Source organism: Pseudomonas sp. ACN5 (genome assembly GCF_002303975.1).
In the GTDB taxonomy this organism is placed as follows: domain Bacteria; phylum Pseudomonadota; class Gammaproteobacteria; order Pseudomonadales; family Pseudomonadaceae; genus Aquipseudomonas; species Aquipseudomonas laurylsulfatiphila.
In genome coordinates, this window is record NZ_MRCP01000003.1 from 451,962 (window position 1) to 467,582 (window position 15,621).

Below are 15,621 nucleotides of genomic sequence, written 5' to 3' on the forward strand. Positions count from 1 at the left end.
GCAAGGCCGGGCATTCTGCCTGCTGACTTACCATTCCAATGGCTGGCGATCAGCCGAAGCAAGGAGAACACGATGTCCAACACCCTGTTTATTACCGGCGCGACCTCCGGTTTTGGTGAAGCCTGTGCCCGTCGTTTTGCCGACGCAGGCTGGAAATTGGTGCTGACAGGCCGTCGTGAAGAGCGCCTCAATGCGCTGTGCGCCGAGCTGTCGAAGCAGACCGAAGTCCATGGCCTGGTGCTCGATGTGCGTGATCGCAAGGCCATGGAGGAGGCGATTGCCAATCTGCCGCCGTCCTTTGCCAAGCTGCGTGGGTTGATCAACAACGCCGGGCTGGCCCTGGGCGTCGATCCGGCACCCAAGTGCGACCTGGACGATTGGGACACCATGGTCGACACCAACGTCAAAGGCCTGATGTACAGCACCCGTCTGCTGTTGCCACGCCTGATCGCCCACGGTCGTGGCGCCGGCATCGTCAATCTGGGGTCCATTGCCGGCAACTATCCGTACCCGGGCAGCCATGTGTATGGCGCGACCAAGGCGTTCGTCAAACAGTTCTCCCTGAACCTGCGCTGCGACCTGCAGGGCACAGGCGTACGGGTCAGCAACATCGAACCGGGCCTGTGCGAGAGCGAGTTTTCGCTGGTGCGTTTTGCCGGTGACCAGGAGCGCTACAACGCCACCTACGCCGGTGCCGAGCCGATCCAGCCGCAAGACATCGCCGAGACCATCTTCTGGGTACTCAATGCGCCTGCGCACATCAACATCAACAGCCTGGAGCTGATGCCGGTGAGCCAGACCTGGGCCGGGTTTGCTATTGATCGCAGTGGTGGCAAGGCTTAATACCGAGTCATCGTTCTTCGCGAGCAAGCCCGCTCCCACAGGGATCACATGAAACCTGTGGGAGCGGGCTTGCTCGCGAAGGGGCCGGAACAGACAAATCAGGACATCAGCTAGACTCCTCTCCCAACAACCCCGCCGCACCCTGCGGTCTAGAGGTTCCAGAGGAGATCCAGTGAGTAATCGAGGCGAGCAGGCGCTGCTCAAACAATCGACCTTCCTGATGCTCGCCGTGACATTCGCCGGGATCATCACCGGTTTTGTGTCGGGTGCCCAATCCATCCTGTTCGATGGCTTCTTTTCGTTGATCGCGGCCTTCATCAAGGTCCTGATGCTGATCACCGCCAGGCTGATTGCCAAGGAAAGCAACCAGCGCTTCCAGTTCGGTTCCTGGCACCTGGAACCCATGGTGCTGGTGATCGAGGGTAGCTTCATTTTTCTGGTCGCCATTTACGCCTTTCTCAACGGCGTGTTCGGCATCATCAATGGTGGCCGCGAGGTCGAACTCGGACTGGTGATCGTCTATGCGGCAGTGTTCACGGTCGTCGAGCTCATTTATTTTTTCTACGTCCGCCATCGCAACCGCACGCTCAACTCATCGCTGATCCAGTTCGACAACATCAGTTGGCTGGTGGACGCGATGCTGTCGGCGGGCTTGCTGGTGAGTTTCCTCATCGCGCTGCTGCTCAAGACTCAGGGTTACGACAAGTGGGCGGTGTATGTCGACCCGATGATCCTGATTCTGCTGGCCTTGGGCATGCTCCCCCCTGCGCTCAAAATCCTCGGACCGGCCTTGCGCGATGTGTTGGGGATCGTCCCGGATCAGCTGGACGACAAGGTGCGTCAGGTGATGGAGGTGGCGAAGGTCGAGCATGGTTTCGACGACTACATTTCCTATGTGCAGAAGCACGGCAGGGCGTGTTTTATCGAGATCCACATCGTATTGCCGAAGGATTACTGGCTGGACGGCGTGGGGCAACTGGACAGCTTACGCGAGGAAATTTCCGCGAAGCTTGGCGAGCCGGATGCCGCGCGATGGCTGACCATCAGCTTTACCGGGGATCGCAAGTGGATTGAGTGACAGTTAGGTGACCTCTTTGAGGTCATTCGCGAGCAGGCTCGCTCCCACATTGAAATGCGATCTACTGTGGGAGCGAGCCTGCTCGCGAAAGCAACCAAACAGTCAGCCGAGATATTCAGCCAACCCGCGATAACAGGTCGCCAGGTGATAAGGCGTGGTCGACGGCATGTCGCGGCGGCTGACTTCACCGTGGGCGTCACGGCATTCATACCAGCCGCCGGTATGCAGCGAACGCTGCTGCAACGCCTGCAACTGACGCAATACATCCGCTTCGCTGTCCGGACGCAGCGTCAGGGCGCGCAGGTACTCGGCCTGGGCCCAGATACGCTGTGTGGCATCCCGGACGCCACCACCTGGTTCGAGGTCGAGCATGGCCCGCACCGCACCGGTCTGCTGATCGACGCCCAACTGCTCGGTAAAGGCGAAGGCCCTTTCCAGATCGGCATGCAGGGTCGTAGTGCGCAGCAGTGCCGAGGATTCCAGCAGGAAATACCACTCGAACTGATGCCCCGGTTCAAACCAGTTATCCACAGACCCCAGCGGCTTTTCCATCAACACGCCGTGCTGCGGATCGATAAAACGCGCGTGCATGGCTGTGCATAACTCGGTGAGTGCTTGTTGCACATCGAGGTCTTCACGCACCGACAGGGTGGCGAGGAATGCTTCGGCCAGGTGCATCAGCGGGTTTTGCAAGGGGCCGCTGCCCAGCGATGCCCAGTCGCGGTCGAGCGTGGCTTCATACAGACCGTCATCCGTGGCGAAACGCTGCGCGATCACTTCCAGCGAGGCGTTGAGTACCGACTCGACCAGCGGCTCGCGGACCTTGTCCCAGTAATGGGCGCAGGCGAACAGGATGAACGCATGGGTATAGAGGTCCTTGCGCTGATCCAGCGGCGTCCCTTGAGCATCGACGCTGTAGAACCAGCCGCCGTGCTCTGCATCGTGGAAGTGCCGCTGCAACGAGCGGAACAAGGCGGCGGCACGCTCTTCGGCGCCCGGCACCTGACCGATCAGGCTGGCAAACAGATACAACTGCCGCGCACAGGCCATGGCCCGGTAGCGTTGCGGTGGCAGCGGGTGGTGTCCGGCATCCAGCGCCTCATAAGGCAACGCCATGTCGGCATTCCAGCCCGGACCTTGCCAGAGCGGCACGATGACGTTCAGGAAATGCTGCTGCACCGAGGCGAACAGGGCGGTCAATTCGGGCTGGGAGGCGGAGCGGGGAACAGGTGGCATTGGCTGGCGTCGTCACGGCAAGGGCGATTGCGCGACATGTTAGCAGAGAGGCTGACTTGAGAGAGGTTGTGTCTGTCAGGCCGCCTTCGCGAGCAAGCCCGCTCCCACAGGTGTACGCATTCCAATGTGGGAGCGGGCTTGCTCGCGAAGAGGCGGTGGAAGGCGCTAGAGAATCAACCCGCCAGCAACCACACCCCGGTCGCCGCCGAAGCCGCGCCCGCCAGTCGAATCAGCGGTGCTGCCGCCTGCGGCAATGTCCGCACCAGCGCATAACCCGCCGCATGCAACACCGCCGTCGCGGCGACAAAGCCTGCGGCAAAGGTCCATGGACTCGACATGTCCGGCAGTTCCAGCCCATGTGCGACACCATGAAACAGTGCAAACAAGGCTGTCGCACCTACCGCCATCACCAACGGTGGACGCACAGCCAGCGCCACCGCCAGCCCCAAGGCCAATACGGAAGCGGCAATCCCGCTCTCCAGGGCAGGCAGGTTGATTCCTTCAAAACCCAGCATCCCGCCAATCAGCAGGGTCCCGACGAAGGTGCATGGCAGCACCCAGCGTGCAGCACCTTGTTGCTGTGCGGCCCACAGGCCGACCGCGAGCATCGCCAGCAGGTGATCGAGACCGCCAAGCGGATGGCTGATACCGGCGATCAAGCCATTGTCGCCGTGCCCCGGATGGGCGAGGGCAAGGGCTGGCGTCAGCAGCAGGGCCAGGGCGCCCAGAATGTGTTTCAGTGTCATGGAAAGCTTCCTTGTTGAAGGGGTGATCAGGCCGCGCTCAGCAAGCCCTGGCGTTCGATGAAGGCGATGATCTGTTCCAGACCCTGGCCGGTTTTCTGGTTGCTGAAGACAAATGGCTTGCCGTTGCGCATGCGCTGGGTGTCGCTGTTCATCATCTCCAGCGAGGCACCGACCAGTGGCGCCAGGTCGATCTTGTTGATCACCAGCAGGTCGGATTTGCAGATCCCCGGCCCACCTTTGCGCGGCAGCTTGTCGCCGGCCGAAACGTCGATCACGTAGATCGTCAGGTCGGACAGTTCCGGGCTGAAGGTCGCTGAGAGGTTGTCGCCACCGGACTCCACGAGAATCAGGTCCAGGCCCGGAAAACGGCGATTGAGTTGATCCACGGCTTCAAGGTTGATCGATGCGTCTTCGCGGATGGCCGTGTGCGGGCAGCCGCCGGTTTCCACGCCGATGATGCGTTCCGGCGCCAGGGCTTCGTTGCGCACCAGAAAGTCGGCGTCTTCGCGGGTGTAGATGTCGTTGGTCACCACGGCCAGGTTATAGCGCTCGCGCAGGGCCAGGCACAGGGCCAGGGTCAGGGCGGTTTTGCCGGAGCCGACCGGGCCGCCGATACCCACGCGCAGGGGTTGAGTGTTCATGTGATTCTCCAAAATAACAGGCCCTAGGAACGGAACAGACGGCTGTACTGGCGCTCATGGGCCATACACGCCAGGGACAGGCCGAAAGCGGCGCTGCCGTAGTGATCGGGATCGATTCGAGTGGCGTTCTGTTGCGCCTGTTGAAGCAGCGGCAACAGTTCGCTGGTCAGGCGCTGGGCGGCTTGCTGGCCCAGTGGCAAGGTCTTCATCAGCACCGCCAACTGGTTTTCCAGCCAGCTCCATAGCCACGCAGCCAAGGCGTCCTGCGGGCTGATCTGCCAGGCACGCGCGGCCAAGGCCCATCCCAGGGCCAGATGGGGCTCGCTGCGTTGTTCGAGGAAGGCGCGGGCGGCTGAGTCGAGTTCCGGCAAGCCGTTGAGCAATTGCTGCAACGAGTAACCCATCTGCCGGCTTTCCTGATGCAGCTCGCGGGTTTCGCGACTGGCGCGGTGTTCCTCGCAGTGTTGCAGTAATTGGCCCCAGTTGTCCTCGCTGGCGGCCACGCAATGGGCGAGCAGCAAGGGCGCTTCGAAGCGTGCCAGATTCAACAGCAACTGATCGCCGATCCAGCGTCGCGCACTGTCGGGGTCGTTTACCCGGCCGTTATCCACAGCCATTTCCAGCCCTTGGGAGTAGCTGTAGCCGCCAATCGGCAATTGCGGACTGGCCAGGCGCAGCAGCGCCCAGGCCGGGTTCATGGGCGTACGCCGAACTGGTGCAGTTTCGGCGCGTAGTTGAAGTCTTCATCACCGTGGCGCGAATGATGATGGCCACCGCCGTAGGCGCCATGTTCCGGCTGGAATGGCGCTTCGATGTTCGAGGCCATGGCACCGAGTTGTTCGAGCATGGCCTTGAGCACGTAATCGTCGAGCAGGCGCAACCAGCCGTCGCCGACTTGCAAGGCGACATGGCGGTTGCCCAGGTGATAGGCCGCGCGGGTCAGTTCGAAGGCATTGGCGCAGGTGACGTGCAGCAGTTGTTCGGGGCGGGCGCAGACACGCACGATTCGCCCGTCTTCGGCTTGCAGGCATTCGCCGTCATGCAGGGGCGGTTGGCCGCGCTCCAAAAACAACCCGACGTCTTCGCCCTCGGCACTGAAACAGCGCAAACGGCTTTTGCTGCGGGCTTCGAACGTCAGGTGCAGTTCCGCGGCCCAGACGGGTTGAGGGTCGATTCTGCGATGAATCACCAGCATCGGAAGGCTTCCAGCAATGGACGATGCTCAGGCTAGAGCAAGGGGCTTGCCAATCGACATGATGCGTAGGAAATGGCTGACGGAGACGTAGGAGGGGGATCGATTAAGTGGGTTTTTTGGTTGAAGTTGGTGCGTTTATTTTGATTTGCGCACCAAGCTGAGGCGCTGAGGTTCAATGTGGGAGCGGCGGTGCGACGATTCGACTTGCTCGCGAAGGCGGTGTACCTGTCACATCAATGTTGAATGTGCCGGCGCTTTCGCGAGCAAGCCGGCTCCCACAGGGATATGGGCTTGCTCAAGAGGTTACTCGGTGCTGCCGAGCCCTTGCCAATGCTTGAGGCCGATAAAGATGAAACGCAGTTGCTGGGTGATCTTGGCCTGGGGCGTCAGGTGCTCAGGCAAGGCCTCGGCGGGCGGATCGATGATGTCCGGCAGGGTGGCGAACACGCTTTTGACGATCAGATCCGCCATGACGCTCAGGTCGGCGATGTCCAGGTGCTGCAGTTTCGGCATCAGTGACAAATCCGCCGCCAGGTCCGAACTGATGCCTTCGCGCAGACGGCCAATGGCCTGGCGCACCGGCAGCGAACCGCCGTATTGCTCGCGGGCGAGAAACAGGAACTGCGAGCGGTTGGCGCTGACCACGTCGAGAAAAATCCGCACCGAGGCATCGATGATGCCCCCCATCACGAATTCGTTGTGCCGTACCAGGCGAATGGTTTCGCGGAAGGTCTGGCCGACTTCGCGGACCAGCACCAGGCCCAGTTCGTCCATATCGGCAAAATGGCGGTAGAAACCGGTCGGAACGATGCCGGCGGTTTTCGCGACTTCACGCAGGCTCAGGCTGCCGAATCCTCGGCCGCCATCCATCAGGCGCCGGGCAGCGTCCATCAGGGCATTACGGGTCTGTTGTTTCTGTTCGGCGCGGGGCAGCATCGCAAGGGCGTTTTCTGGACAAGGACGCGGCGCACTCTAGCAAATCGGCTTTGCCGGCGTCGAACGGCTGTGAGGGATCAAGCGGGGAAGTGCGGCATCTATAAAGCGCAGTGCTGAAAAGTCAAAAGCCCAATCCGGGGATTGGGCTTTTTTTCTGGGCGGCCATGGGGCTTAGCTCAGAGCGCTGTTGCGTTCGATCACACGGTCACCACCGCCTTCAGCGAGGGTTTGACCTTGTGGAGTGCGATCGGAACCGTCGGCAGCGAGGGTTTGACCTTGTGGAGTGCGATCGGAACCGTCGGCAGCGAGGGTTTGACCTTGTGGAGTGCGATCCGAGCCGTCGGCAGCGAGGGTCTGGCCTTGTGGGGTGCGATCCGAACCGTCTGCGGCGAGGGTCTGGCCTTGTGGGGTGCGATCCGAACCATCGGCAGCCAGGGTCTGGCCTTGTGGAGTACGGTCCGAGCCATCCTGAGTGATCAGGCCTTTTTCTTTCAGGCGATCATTACCGCCTTCGGCAAGGGTTTGACCCTGAGGAGTACGGTCGGAGCCATCGGCGGCGACGGTCTGGCTGAACACCGAGTGGTCTTGTTTCACTTGTGGGGTGGCCTGGTCAGCTGCTGGCAGGGCAAAAGCAGTGCTGGCCAGCATCGAGAGTGAAAGGCTAAGCAGTAATTGGCGTTTCATGATTGTTGTGCTCCTCGGGGGTGCGAAAAAGTGGGTACGAGGGCAATGCTACTCTCGATAAGTCGATATAAAAGTTCATAAACGCAATGGTAATAATCAACGGAATTGATTGTTTGCTGGGGAGGCTCTAGGCCGGGCGTTTCCGACGAGTTGTCTGGCACTGGTTTGGGTATTTTCGACTCACTCGTGACGTGTAAAAGTGCGGGGTCGGTAACGCTGAATGACTGATGGGTCAGTATTGGACTGGCTGAATTCGGCGAAATCGGTCTATCGATTAAACCTGCCGGGTCTTTATCAGTCGTAGACTTCATGGCGAGCCGCTTCCGGCTCACCGTTTCACCTGTGCGTCGCAGTCGGGGCACACAGTCGTATCAGGAGCCCTGTGCAATGACGCGCACCCAAAAGACATTTGTCTGGACCCTTTCCACCTTCCTTACCTTGTTGGCGTTGCTGGTGCTGATCATCGTGTTCTTCGACTGGAACCGGATCAAACCGCCGCTCAATGCCAAGGTTTCCGAAGAACTGCACCGCGCTTTTGCCATCAACGGCAATCTGTCGGTGGTCTGGCAGACCGAGCCCGATGAAAGCGGCTGGCGCGCTTGGGTGCCATGGCCTCATGTGGTGGCCGAGGACATCAGCCTGGGCAATCCGGACTGGTCCAAGCAACCGCAGATGGCCACTCTCAAGCGTGTCGAGTTGCGCATTTCACCCCTGGCTTTGCTGGCGCAGCGGGTGGTGATCCCGCGTATCGACCTCGCCGAGCCGAATGCGCAGCTGCAACGCCTGGCTGACGGGCGCGCCAACTGGACGTTCAAATTCGATCCCAAGGACCCGAACGCCGAGCCTTCCAGTTGGGTGGTGGATATCGGTGCGATCGGTTTCGACAAGGGCCACGTCACCCTCGACGACCAGAGCCTGAAGACGCAGCTCGACGTGCTGATCGATCCGTTGGGCAAGCCGATTCCGTTCAGCGATATCGTCGGCGACAAAGCGGCGAAAGCCGTGCAGGAAAAGGGCTCGTCCCCCCAGGATTATGCGTTCGCCCTCAAGGTCAACGGCCAGTACCACGGCCAGAAACTCGCGGGCCAGGGCAAGATTGGCGGGTTGTTGGCGTTGCAGGATGCGGCACGCCCGTTTCCGCTTCAGGCGCAGGTGAAGATCGCCGATTCCAGCGTCGAACTGGCTGGCACCCTGACCGATCCGCTGAATCTCGGCGCCCTGGACCTGCGCCTGAAACTGGCCGGCACCAGCCTGGGCAACCTCTACCCACTGACCGGCGTAATCCTGCCGGACACCCCACCCTATGCCACCGACGGCCATCTGATCGCCAAGTTGCACGAGCCAGGTGGCGCGGTGTTTCGCTATGAGGAATTCAACGGCAAGATCGGCGAGAGTGACATCCACGGCAGTCTGACCTACGTAGCCAGCCAGCCACGGCCAAAACTCAGCGGCTCGCTACTGTCCAATCAATTGCTGTTCGCTGACCTGGCGCCGCTGATTGGCGCTGATTCCAACGCCAAACAGAAGGCCCGTGGCGGTGACAGCAAACAACCGGTGGACAAAGTGTTGCCGGTCGAAGAGTTCAAGACAGACCGCTGGCGCGATATGGACGCCGATGTCGAGTTCACCGGCAAGCGCATCGTGCACAGCGAAAAATTGCCATTCAATGACCTCTATACCCATCTGGTGCTAACCGATGGCGTGCTCAGCCTCGAACCGCTGCGCTTCGGCGTGGCCGGTGGCAAGCTGGACGCGCAGATTCGCCTGAACGGCCACACCGATCCCCTGGAAGGCCACGCCAGGCTCACGGCGCGGGGTTTCAAGCTCAAACAGTTGTTCCCCGGCTTTGAGCCGATGAAAACCAGTTTTGGCGAGCTCAATGGCGACGCTGATATCAGCGGGCGCGGCAATTCGGTGGCCAGGCTGCTGGGCAGCGCCAATGGCAATCTGAAAATGCTGATCAACGATGGCGCCATCAGTCGCGAATTGATGGAACTGGCGGGCCTGAACGTCGGCAACTACGTGGTTGGCAAGATCTTTGGCGACAAGGAAGTGAAGATCAACTGCGCGGCCGCCGACTTCGGTATCCAGTCCGGCCTGGCAACCACCCGGCTGTTCGTATTCGACACCGAGAACGCCATCGTCTACATCGACGGCACCGCTAACATGGCGACGGAACAACTGGACCTGACCATCACCCCGGAATCCAAGGGCTGGCGCCTGATTTCATTGCGTTCGCCGCTGTATGTGCGCGGCAAGTTCATGAAGCCCGATGCCGGGGTCAAGGCCGTGCCGTTGATGCTGCGCGGCGCCGGAATGGTGGCGCTGGGTGTGATTGCCGCACCGGCGGCAGGGTTGCTGGCGCTGGTGGCACCGAGCGGTGGTGAGCCGAATCAATGCGCGCCGTTGCTGGAGCAGATGAAGTCGGGCAAGGCGCCGAAGACGGTCAAGCAATAGAAGAGTTTGTGTGCACGCTATTGGACCAGAGAGCCAATAGCGTGATGAGCGGTTACGCTTCGATGGGAAACAGGCAGGTGTGAGGCTTGCTTCCAAGCTTACTAATGACCTGATCCCGAATCTTGGCGTAGTTGCCTTCCGACAGATAGGTTGTCCACAAAACGGATTCGATATCACCCAGGATGATCTTGTCAGAGATTGGTTGTTCAAAGACGGCAAGTCCTACTGCGCGAGTAGTTTCGAGCGATATTTGGAGTGAAAGGATTTTTTTATTTTCGCAAACCAGAGTGAACAGTGTGCTCACGGTGAACGTGGGTGCTTCACCGTCGACGGGTGCATTTTGCTTTTGAACCCTGTTCAGGAGCGTTTCACCTGCAGGTGTATCAGCGGCTAACTGTGCGATGGAAGATAATGCATCGCTCAGTTGCTGTAATCGTTCTTTTTGTATTGCATCAGGCAAGGCTGTGGATGCGATATTTAGCAGGCTGGTTGTTTCGTTGGGAAAATTGTGGGGGTTGGTTTTATTGATTGCCCAGTAAAATTTGCCCAGTGTGGTTATATAGGAAGAGAGCCAGGTGTTGGGGGAATGGTCCGCAATCAACTGACCCAGCAAGCTGGAGTGTAAAATATCTTTTTTGAATTGCTCGGCATGAGTACCAAAAAAAATCGTGATATTGCCATTGACGATGTAAGTATCGGATTTTAAAGATTCCATGTAGGCCTCGGATCAATTGGGGCGGTTGGGTTGAGGTCTCGATTCGACCTCAACGCCAATTTGAAAGCTTTTGGTTATTGGAAACCTGGAATTCCATCGAGGAACTCTTCGGCCGCATTTCCCAGTTTCTCAAGAACCTTGTTTCGTACTTTTGAATAGACTTGAGTGTTGAGGTAAACCGGTGTTGCCTGCGATTTTACGGTGGTGGATTTAGTTGTCGATTTCCACCAAAGAATACCGCGAGTACTTTCCCTGACATCCACACTTGTACAGCTGAGGATCATCATCGGAGAGCCTTCCCGGGTTTGCCAGACTGGGGAAATATCAAATACCGCTTGAGAACCTTTTTGAGCGTTACGATTGTAGATCTGGATCAGGCCGTCCTCACCTTTCACTCCCTCCACGGCTTTGCCAGTCAGTTCTGCCAAGCGAGGAGCGTTTACCCCGACCAGCTTCTGAAGTATGTCAAAAGCGACGGCATCCATGGTAAGGCCGGTTCTTTCAATGATTATGTCCTGAGCGTAAATCTTGTTGATCGTCCATCCGAGGTTACGCAGGCCTTCTGTGTAAAAGTTGTACCACTGATGCAACTCTTTAATCATGTCGTATTTTTGCGATGCTGCGTTTTGCATCAGTAATTTGCAGTTGTCTACATCTTCACGGTTTTGCACCGATACACCGGGTACATAGATGTTCATCATGTCCGGGCCGACGGTGCCACTTTCCTTGTTTGGATCAATTGGAAGTTCGTCTGAGACGCTTTGAGTTTGAGCATAGGCAGCACGTCGAGCACGTCGAGCAGGCAGGGCGGGCAGGCTGTCCAGAAATTCAAGTTGTTGTTCAAAGTGCATGGTTGTTTAGTCCTTAATATGTTTTGCAGACTTCTTGTCTGTCAGTTTAATATAAGGGCTGGGAGAGTTTAGTCCATGGTGTGGTTGTAACTTGATAAATATCGTGCCTTGCTGTTTTGGTGTGGGGAGTTGGTCGGGTTAAGTTTGTGAACAGTATGTCTGGTAACTAATGTCGTTATTTTCGTCGCTCGATGAGCGTTCATCGCAACGAATGACCGGATGCCAATGCCTCCTCACGCAACCACCCAAAAAACGCCCGCACCGGTGGATGGCGTTCGCGTCCCGGAACACACAGCGCACTGTATCCGGCGCCATCCACCTGAACGTCCCCGCGATAAGGCGCCAGTAATCCACTGGCCACGCTCTCGGACACCAGAATATTGCTCGCCAGCACCAGACCCTGCCCGGCAATGGCCGCTTGCAGGGCGTAATGCTCTTCGTCGTATTCGCGCACCGCTGGCCGACCGCTCAGCCAGGTTTCGCCCGATTGCGCGCACCAGGCCTCCCAGCCGTGGGCATAGAGTCTGGAGTTGTGCCAGCGCACGCTGATCAGCGTCGGGGCACGATTGACCGCCAGCGCCACTTGTTCGGGCGAACCGTAGACACCGAAGGACTCATCGAACAGGCACTGGCCGTACAGGTTGGGGTAATCGTCGAGGCTGTAGCGCAGCACCAGATCGACACTGGCGTCCTGATGCAAATCGATGACTTCGCAGTGGGTGTCGAGGCGCACGTTGATGTTCGGGTGTCGGGCGTAGAAGCGTCCCAACCGAGGTACCAGCCACAGTGCGGCGAAGGCTGCGGTAGTGGAGACCGTCAGGTTGGCGCCGCTGCGTTGCGGGCGCAGGGTATCGACACTTTGCGCCACCTCGAGGAACGCCCCGTGCAGGCTCTGGAACAGCCGTTCGCCGCACTCGGTCAGGCGCACCTGGCGTGGCAGGCGTTCGAACAGCGGCACGCCGAGCCAGCTTTCCAGGGAACGGATCTGATGGGACACCGCCGTCGGGGTGACGGACAGTTCTTCGGCGGCGGCCTTGAAACTCAACAGTCGTGAGGCGGATTCGAAGGCGCGCAGGGCGGTCAAGGGCAGCGAGGCGAACATCGGAAACTCCACAGGTGAAATAGATTCACCTTGGCTGATTTTTACTCATTTGAAGGGGTGCAGCCACGAGCTTCAAGCTGCAAGCCACAAGCCGTTTGAGTTTAGCCCTGAGGAGAGACAGATGAGTAGAATTCTTGCTGTTCATGCCAGCCCCCGTGGCGATCGTTCGCACTCCCGGCGTTTGGCCGAAGTGTTTCTGACGGCCTGGCAGGCCCGTCATCCGCACTCGCCACTGACCCGGCGCGAAGTCGGCCGGGCGCTGATCCCGCCGGTCAACGAGGCGTTCGTGGCCGCCGCGTTTTACCCCGAGCCCGACGCTCGGCCGCTGTCGATGCAGGCCGACCTGGCGTTCAGCGACGAACTGGTCGGCGAACTGCTCGGCCATGATGTGCTGGTGATTTCCACACCGATGCACAACTTCAGCGTACCCAGTGGCTTGAAGGCCTGGATCGATCAGATCGTGCGGGTAGGGGTGACCTTCGATCACACCCTGGACAATGGCGTGGCCCAGTACCAACCGTTGGTGCAAGGCAAAAAAGCCCTGATCATCACCAGCCGTGGCGGCTTCGGTTTTGGTCCGGGCGGCGAGCTGGAAGCCATGAACCATGCCGATACGCTGCTGCGCACGGTGCTCGGATTCATCGGCATCACCGATGTCACAGTGGTCGCTGCCGAGGGCGAGGAGTCCGCCGAACGCAGCTTTGAAATCTCTGCCGCCGAGGCTGAGCAGCGCTTGCTGGCGCTGGCCGGGGAGTTCTAGATGGCCTGGCTTTTTCTGCTGGTCGCCGCCGGGTTCGAAGTCACCTTCGCCATGGGCATGAAGTACGCCGAGGGCTTCACCCGGCTCTGGCCTTCGCTGATCACGGTGGTGGCCGCTGTGGGCGGGATTTACTTCCTGACCCTGGCCATGCGCGAGTTACCCGTGAGCATCGCGTACCCGATCTGGACCGCCATCGGTTCGCTGGGCACGGTGTTTCTCGGGTTCGCGCTGCTGGGGGAAAGCCTGAGCGTGATCAAACTGGTCTCGGTCGGGCTGATCGTGGCGGGCGTAGCGGGGTTGAAGTAGGGCGAATGACATAGACTTGTCGTCGAGTTGTCATCTTCGCAGGCGTAGCTTGGCGGATGTCTTGCCTACCGCCTTGCGTCACCACCCGACCACAAGGAAGTCCACCCATGTCGCAAGGTTCTGCCCCGCGTTACCCGCTGGTGCTGGTCCCGGGAATGCTCGGGTTCATCCGGTTGGTGCTTTATCCGTACTGGTACGGGATTGTCGAGGCACTGCGCCGTGGTGGGGCTGTGGTGTTCGCTGTGCAGGTCTCGCCGCTTAATTCGAACGAAGTACGCGGCGAGCAATTGCTGGCACGTATCGACGAAATCCTGCGGGAAACCGGGGCCGACAAGGTCAACCTGATCGGCCATAGCCAGGGCTCGCTGACCGCCCGTTACGCCGCGGCCAAACGCCCGGACCTGGTGGTATCGGTGACCTCTGTGGCGGGGCCGAACCATGGTTCGGAGCTCGCCGACTACCTGCATCAACACTATCCCCATGACAGCGTGCGTGGCCGTCTGTTGTGCTTTTTGCTGCGAATGGTCGGCACGCTGATGGGGTGGCTGGATACCGGTTACCACGGGCCGAAGTTGCCGGTGGATATCCATGCCTCCCATCACGCCCTCACCACCGCTGGCGTCGCGCTGTTCAACCAGCGTTATCCACAGGGCTTGCCTGAAACCTGGGGCGGTCACGGGCCGGAGGAGGTCAACGGTGTGCGCTATTACTCCTGGTCCGGCACTTTGCAGCCGGGCATTACCGATCGCGGACGCAATCTGCTGGACGGTACCAACCGCAGTTGTCGGTTATTCGCCAAAACCTTCATCCGTGAAGCCGGGCATTGCGACGGCTTGGTCGGGCGCTACAGCTCACACCTGGGCACGGTGATTGGCGATGAGTACCCACTGGATCACTTCGATATCGTCAATCAGTCGCTGGGGCTGGTGGGCAAGGGGGCTGTGCCGGTCCGGTTGTTTGTCGAGCATGCGGCGCGGCTAAGCGCGGCTGGACTTTAGACCGCGTTATCGTTCTTCGCGAGCAAGCCCGCTCTCACATGGGAATGCATTCCAAATGTGGGAGCGGGCTTGCTCGCGAAGGCGCTGGATCAGGCAACGCTGACCTTACGCCCCAACACTGTCGTCCAGCGCTCGGAAACAATCACCCCGCCCAAGGTCAACACCCCGCCCACCAAGTGGTACATCGCCAGTTGTTCATGCAGCACCACCGCTGCAATCAATGCGGTAATCAACGGCAGCAAATTGAAGAACTGCGTGGTCCGGCTCGGACCCAAACGTACCACCGCCTGCATCCACGCCAACGGCGCGACCATCGAAGCCAGCAGGCAGGCGTACAGCACCAGCGGGATGTTCTGCAGGGTCGGGCCGACTTTCGGTGAGGCGAGGAACAGCGGAAACAGCACCACCACGGCCACCAGCACCTGCAGATACAAGAGCACCAGCGGCGGCAGTTTCAGCTGCCATTTTTTCAACAGGGTGCTGTAGACCGCGTAGGCCAGGGTGGCGATCAGCATCATCGCGTCGCCCAGGTTGACCCCGTGTTCGAGCAATGTGCCCAGGCTGCCGGACGACACCACCACCAGGACACCGGCGAACGATAGCACCGCTCCGGCCAGGGCTCCCATGGTCAGGCGCTGGCCGAGGCTGATGATCGCCATCGCGAGCGACATCAGCGGCATCAGCGACAGGATGATGCCCATATTGGTGGCCGAGGTCAGGCTCGCGGCGAAGTACGCCAGGCTTTGATAGACCGCCATGCCGAGAACACCGAGGACAAAGATCTTGCCCAGTTTCGGGCGGATCAGCGGCCAATGGGCGAGCACTGGTTTGAGCATGAAGGGCGTGAACAGCAACCCGGCCAGCAGCCAGCGGTAGAAACCGATCTCGGCGGGGAAGATCGCCCCGGCCGACATTTTGGTGATCACGGTGTTGCCGGCCCAGATGAAAATGGCCAGCAGGGGGTAAGCGTATTGCATCGGGAAAAACCAGAACGTTAATGAAGAGCAATTATCCGCTTGTCTGGATACAAGCCTATACTTCGATCCGGACAACTCGCCCCTGATGACGGACAG

At 59.6% G+C, this 15,621-nt stretch carries 17 protein-coding genes; 6 read left to right on the plus strand and 11 right to left on the minus strand.

Translation table 11 applies throughout. The features are described from left to right. Positions 1–72 precede the first annotated feature (72 nt). Together BSF40_RS08100 and BSF40_RS08105 are read left to right on the plus strand one after the other, a co-directional pair. On the plus strand, positions 73–843 hold the full coding sequence (locus tag BSF40_RS08100; protein ID WP_095964716.1) for an SDR family oxidoreductase: 771 nt from the start codon (positions 73–75) through the stop codon (positions 841–843). Positions 844–1,015: 172 nt separating this feature from the next. Beyond that, complete coding sequence (locus tag BSF40_RS08105) at positions 1,016–1,921, plus strand: cation diffusion facilitator family transporter (RefSeq protein WP_095964717.1); 906 nt, start codon at positions 1,016–1,018, stop codon at positions 1,919–1,921. A 102-nt stretch (positions 1,922–2,023) separates the two neighbouring features. Here BSF40_RS08105 and BSF40_RS08110 read toward each other — a convergent pair whose 3' ends face one another. From BSF40_RS08110 to BSF40_RS08140, 7 genes are all read right to left on the minus strand, one after another. Beyond that, complete coding sequence (locus tag BSF40_RS08110; protein ID WP_095964718.1) at positions 2,024–3,157, minus strand: AGE family epimerase/isomerase; 1,134 nt, start codon at positions 3,155–3,157, stop codon at positions 2,024–2,026. Positions 3,158–3,330: 173 nt separating this feature from the next. Beyond that, entirely contained in the window at positions 3,331–3,903 is a 573-nt protein-coding gene (locus tag BSF40_RS08115; protein WP_095964719.1) for a HupE/UreJ family protein, read from the minus strand. Positions 3,904–3,929: 26 nt separating this feature from the next. After that, positions 3,930–4,544 carry an urease accessory protein UreG gene (gene ureG, locus BSF40_RS08120; RefSeq protein WP_095964720.1) on the minus strand — a complete coding sequence of 205 codons (615 nt, stop codon included), beginning with the start codon at positions 4,542–4,544 and terminating at the stop codon, positions 3,930–3,932. Between the two features lie 23 nt (positions 4,545–4,567). Beyond that, positions 4,568–5,242 carry an urease accessory protein UreF gene (locus BSF40_RS08125; protein ID WP_095964721.1) on the minus strand — a complete coding sequence of 225 codons (675 nt, stop codon included), beginning with the start codon at positions 5,240–5,242 and terminating at the stop codon, positions 4,568–4,570. Next, positions 5,239–5,739, minus strand: a complete 501-nt coding sequence (gene ureE, locus BSF40_RS08130) for an urease accessory protein UreE (protein WP_095964722.1) — start codon at positions 5,737–5,739, stop codon at positions 5,239–5,241. Before ureE ends, BSF40_RS08125 begins: the two co-directional genes overlap by 4 nt. Positions 5,740–6,042: 303 nt before the next feature. Then, positions 6,043–6,675: a TetR family transcriptional regulator gene (locus BSF40_RS08135; protein WP_095964723.1), complete on the minus strand. Its 633-nt coding sequence runs from the start codon at positions 6,673–6,675 to the stop codon at positions 6,043–6,045. 171 nt (positions 6,676–6,846) lie between these two features. Next, positions 6,847–7,359 (minus strand): hypothetical protein, encoded by a 513-nt coding sequence (locus tag BSF40_RS08140; RefSeq protein WP_095964724.1) that lies wholly within the window; start codon positions 7,357–7,359, stop codon positions 6,847–6,849. A gap of 387 nt (positions 7,360–7,746) precedes the next feature. On the opposite strand from BSF40_RS08140, the gene BSF40_RS08145 reads away from it, so the two are divergent. Continuing rightward, positions 7,747–9,816, plus strand: a complete 2,070-nt coding sequence (locus BSF40_RS08145) for an AsmA family protein (protein WP_095964725.1) — start codon at positions 7,747–7,749, stop codon at positions 9,814–9,816. Between the two features lie 52 nt (positions 9,817–9,868). Here the strand turns inward: BSF40_RS08145 and BSF40_RS08150 are convergent, their stop codons facing one another. The 3 genes from BSF40_RS08150 to BSF40_RS08160 all read right to left on the minus strand — a co-directional run bounded on the left by BSF40_RS08150 (position 9,869) and on the right by BSF40_RS08160 (position 12,496). Next, complete coding sequence (locus BSF40_RS08150; RefSeq protein ID WP_095964726.1) at positions 9,869–10,531, minus strand: hypothetical protein; 663 nt, start codon at positions 10,529–10,531, stop codon at positions 9,869–9,871. 74 nt (positions 10,532–10,605) lie between these two features. Beyond that, a complete protein-coding gene (locus BSF40_RS08155; protein WP_095964727.1) occupies positions 10,606–11,382 on the minus strand; it encodes a hypothetical protein in 777 nt (258 codons plus the stop codon). Between the two features lie 199 nt (positions 11,383–11,581). After that, positions 11,582–12,496, minus strand: coding sequence for a LysR substrate-binding domain-containing protein (locus BSF40_RS08160; protein ID WP_172435675.1), 915 nt, complete (start codon positions 12,494–12,496; stop codon positions 11,582–11,584). A 109-nt stretch (positions 12,497–12,605) separates the two neighbouring features. Here BSF40_RS08160 and BSF40_RS08165 point away from each other — a divergent pair, with 109 nt between their 5' ends. From BSF40_RS08165 to BSF40_RS08175, 3 genes are all read left to right on the plus strand, one after another. Beyond that, positions 12,606–13,244: an FMN-dependent NADH-azoreductase gene (locus tag BSF40_RS08165; protein ID WP_095964729.1), complete on the plus strand. Its 639-nt coding sequence runs from the start codon at positions 12,606–12,608 to the stop codon at positions 13,242–13,244. After that, positions 13,245–13,550, plus strand: coding sequence for a multidrug efflux SMR transporter (locus BSF40_RS08170; RefSeq protein WP_095964730.1), 306 nt, complete (start codon positions 13,245–13,247; stop codon positions 13,548–13,550). 107 nt (positions 13,551–13,657) lie between these two features. Beyond that, positions 13,658–14,548, plus strand: coding sequence for a triacylglycerol lipase (locus tag BSF40_RS08175; protein WP_095964731.1), 891 nt, complete (start codon positions 13,658–13,660; stop codon positions 14,546–14,548). A gap of 89 nt (positions 14,549–14,637) precedes the next feature. Here BSF40_RS08175 and BSF40_RS08180 read toward each other — a convergent pair whose 3' ends face one another. Next, complete coding sequence (locus tag BSF40_RS08180; protein WP_095964732.1) at positions 14,638–15,525, minus strand: DMT family transporter; 888 nt, start codon at positions 15,523–15,525, stop codon at positions 14,638–14,640. Positions 15,526–15,621 lie beyond the last annotated feature (96 nt).

Coding starts and splice junctions, on each gene's coding strand:
- BSF40_RS08155 (WP_095964727.1), bottom strand. CDS start 11,382: ATGCACTTTGAACAACAACTTGAATTTCTGGACAGCCTGCCCGCCCTG.
- BSF40_RS08175 (WP_095964731.1), top strand. CDS start 13,658: ATGTCGCAAGGTTCTGCCCCGCGTTACCCGCTGGTGCTGGTCCCGGGA.
- BSF40_RS08180 (WP_095964732.1), bottom strand. CDS start 15,525: ATGCAATACGCTTACCCCCTGCTGGCCATTTTCATCTGGGCCGGCAAC.
- BSF40_RS08135 (WP_095964723.1), bottom strand. CDS start 6,675: ATGCTGCCCCGCGCCGAACAGAAACAACAGACCCGTAATGCCCTGATG.
- BSF40_RS08125 (WP_095964721.1), bottom strand. CDS start 5,242: ATGAACCCGGCCTGGGCGCTGCTGCGCCTGGCCAGTCCGCAATTGCCG.
- BSF40_RS08150 (WP_095964726.1), bottom strand. CDS start 10,531: ATGGAATCTTTAAAATCCGATACTTACATCGTCAATGGCAATATCACG.
- BSF40_RS08110 (WP_095964718.1), bottom strand. CDS start 3,157: ATGCCACCTGTTCCCCGCTCCGCCTCCCAGCCCGAATTGACCGCCCTG.
- BSF40_RS08140 (WP_095964724.1), bottom strand. CDS start 7,359: ATGAAACGCCAATTACTGCTTAGCCTTTCACTCTCGATGCTGGCCAGC.
- BSF40_RS08115 (WP_095964719.1), bottom strand. CDS start 3,903: ATGACACTGAAACACATTCTGGGCGCCCTGGCCCTGCTGCTGACGCCA.
- BSF40_RS08100 (WP_095964716.1), top strand. CDS start 73: ATGTCCAACACCCTGTTTATTACCGGCGCGACCTCCGGTTTTGGTGAA.
- BSF40_RS08170 (WP_095964730.1), top strand. CDS start 13,245: ATGGCCTGGCTTTTTCTGCTGGTCGCCGCCGGGTTCGAAGTCACCTTC.
- ureG (WP_095964720.1), bottom strand. CDS start 4,544: ATGAACACTCAACCCCTGCGCGTGGGTATCGGCGGCCCGGTCGGCTCC.
- BSF40_RS08165 (WP_095964729.1), top strand. CDS start 12,606: ATGAGTAGAATTCTTGCTGTTCATGCCAGCCCCCGTGGCGATCGTTCG.
- BSF40_RS08145 (WP_095964725.1), top strand. CDS start 7,747: ATGACGCGCACCCAAAAGACATTTGTCTGGACCCTTTCCACCTTCCTT.
- ureE (WP_095964722.1), bottom strand. CDS start 5,739: ATGCTGGTGATTCATCGCAGAATCGACCCTCAACCCGTCTGGGCCGCG.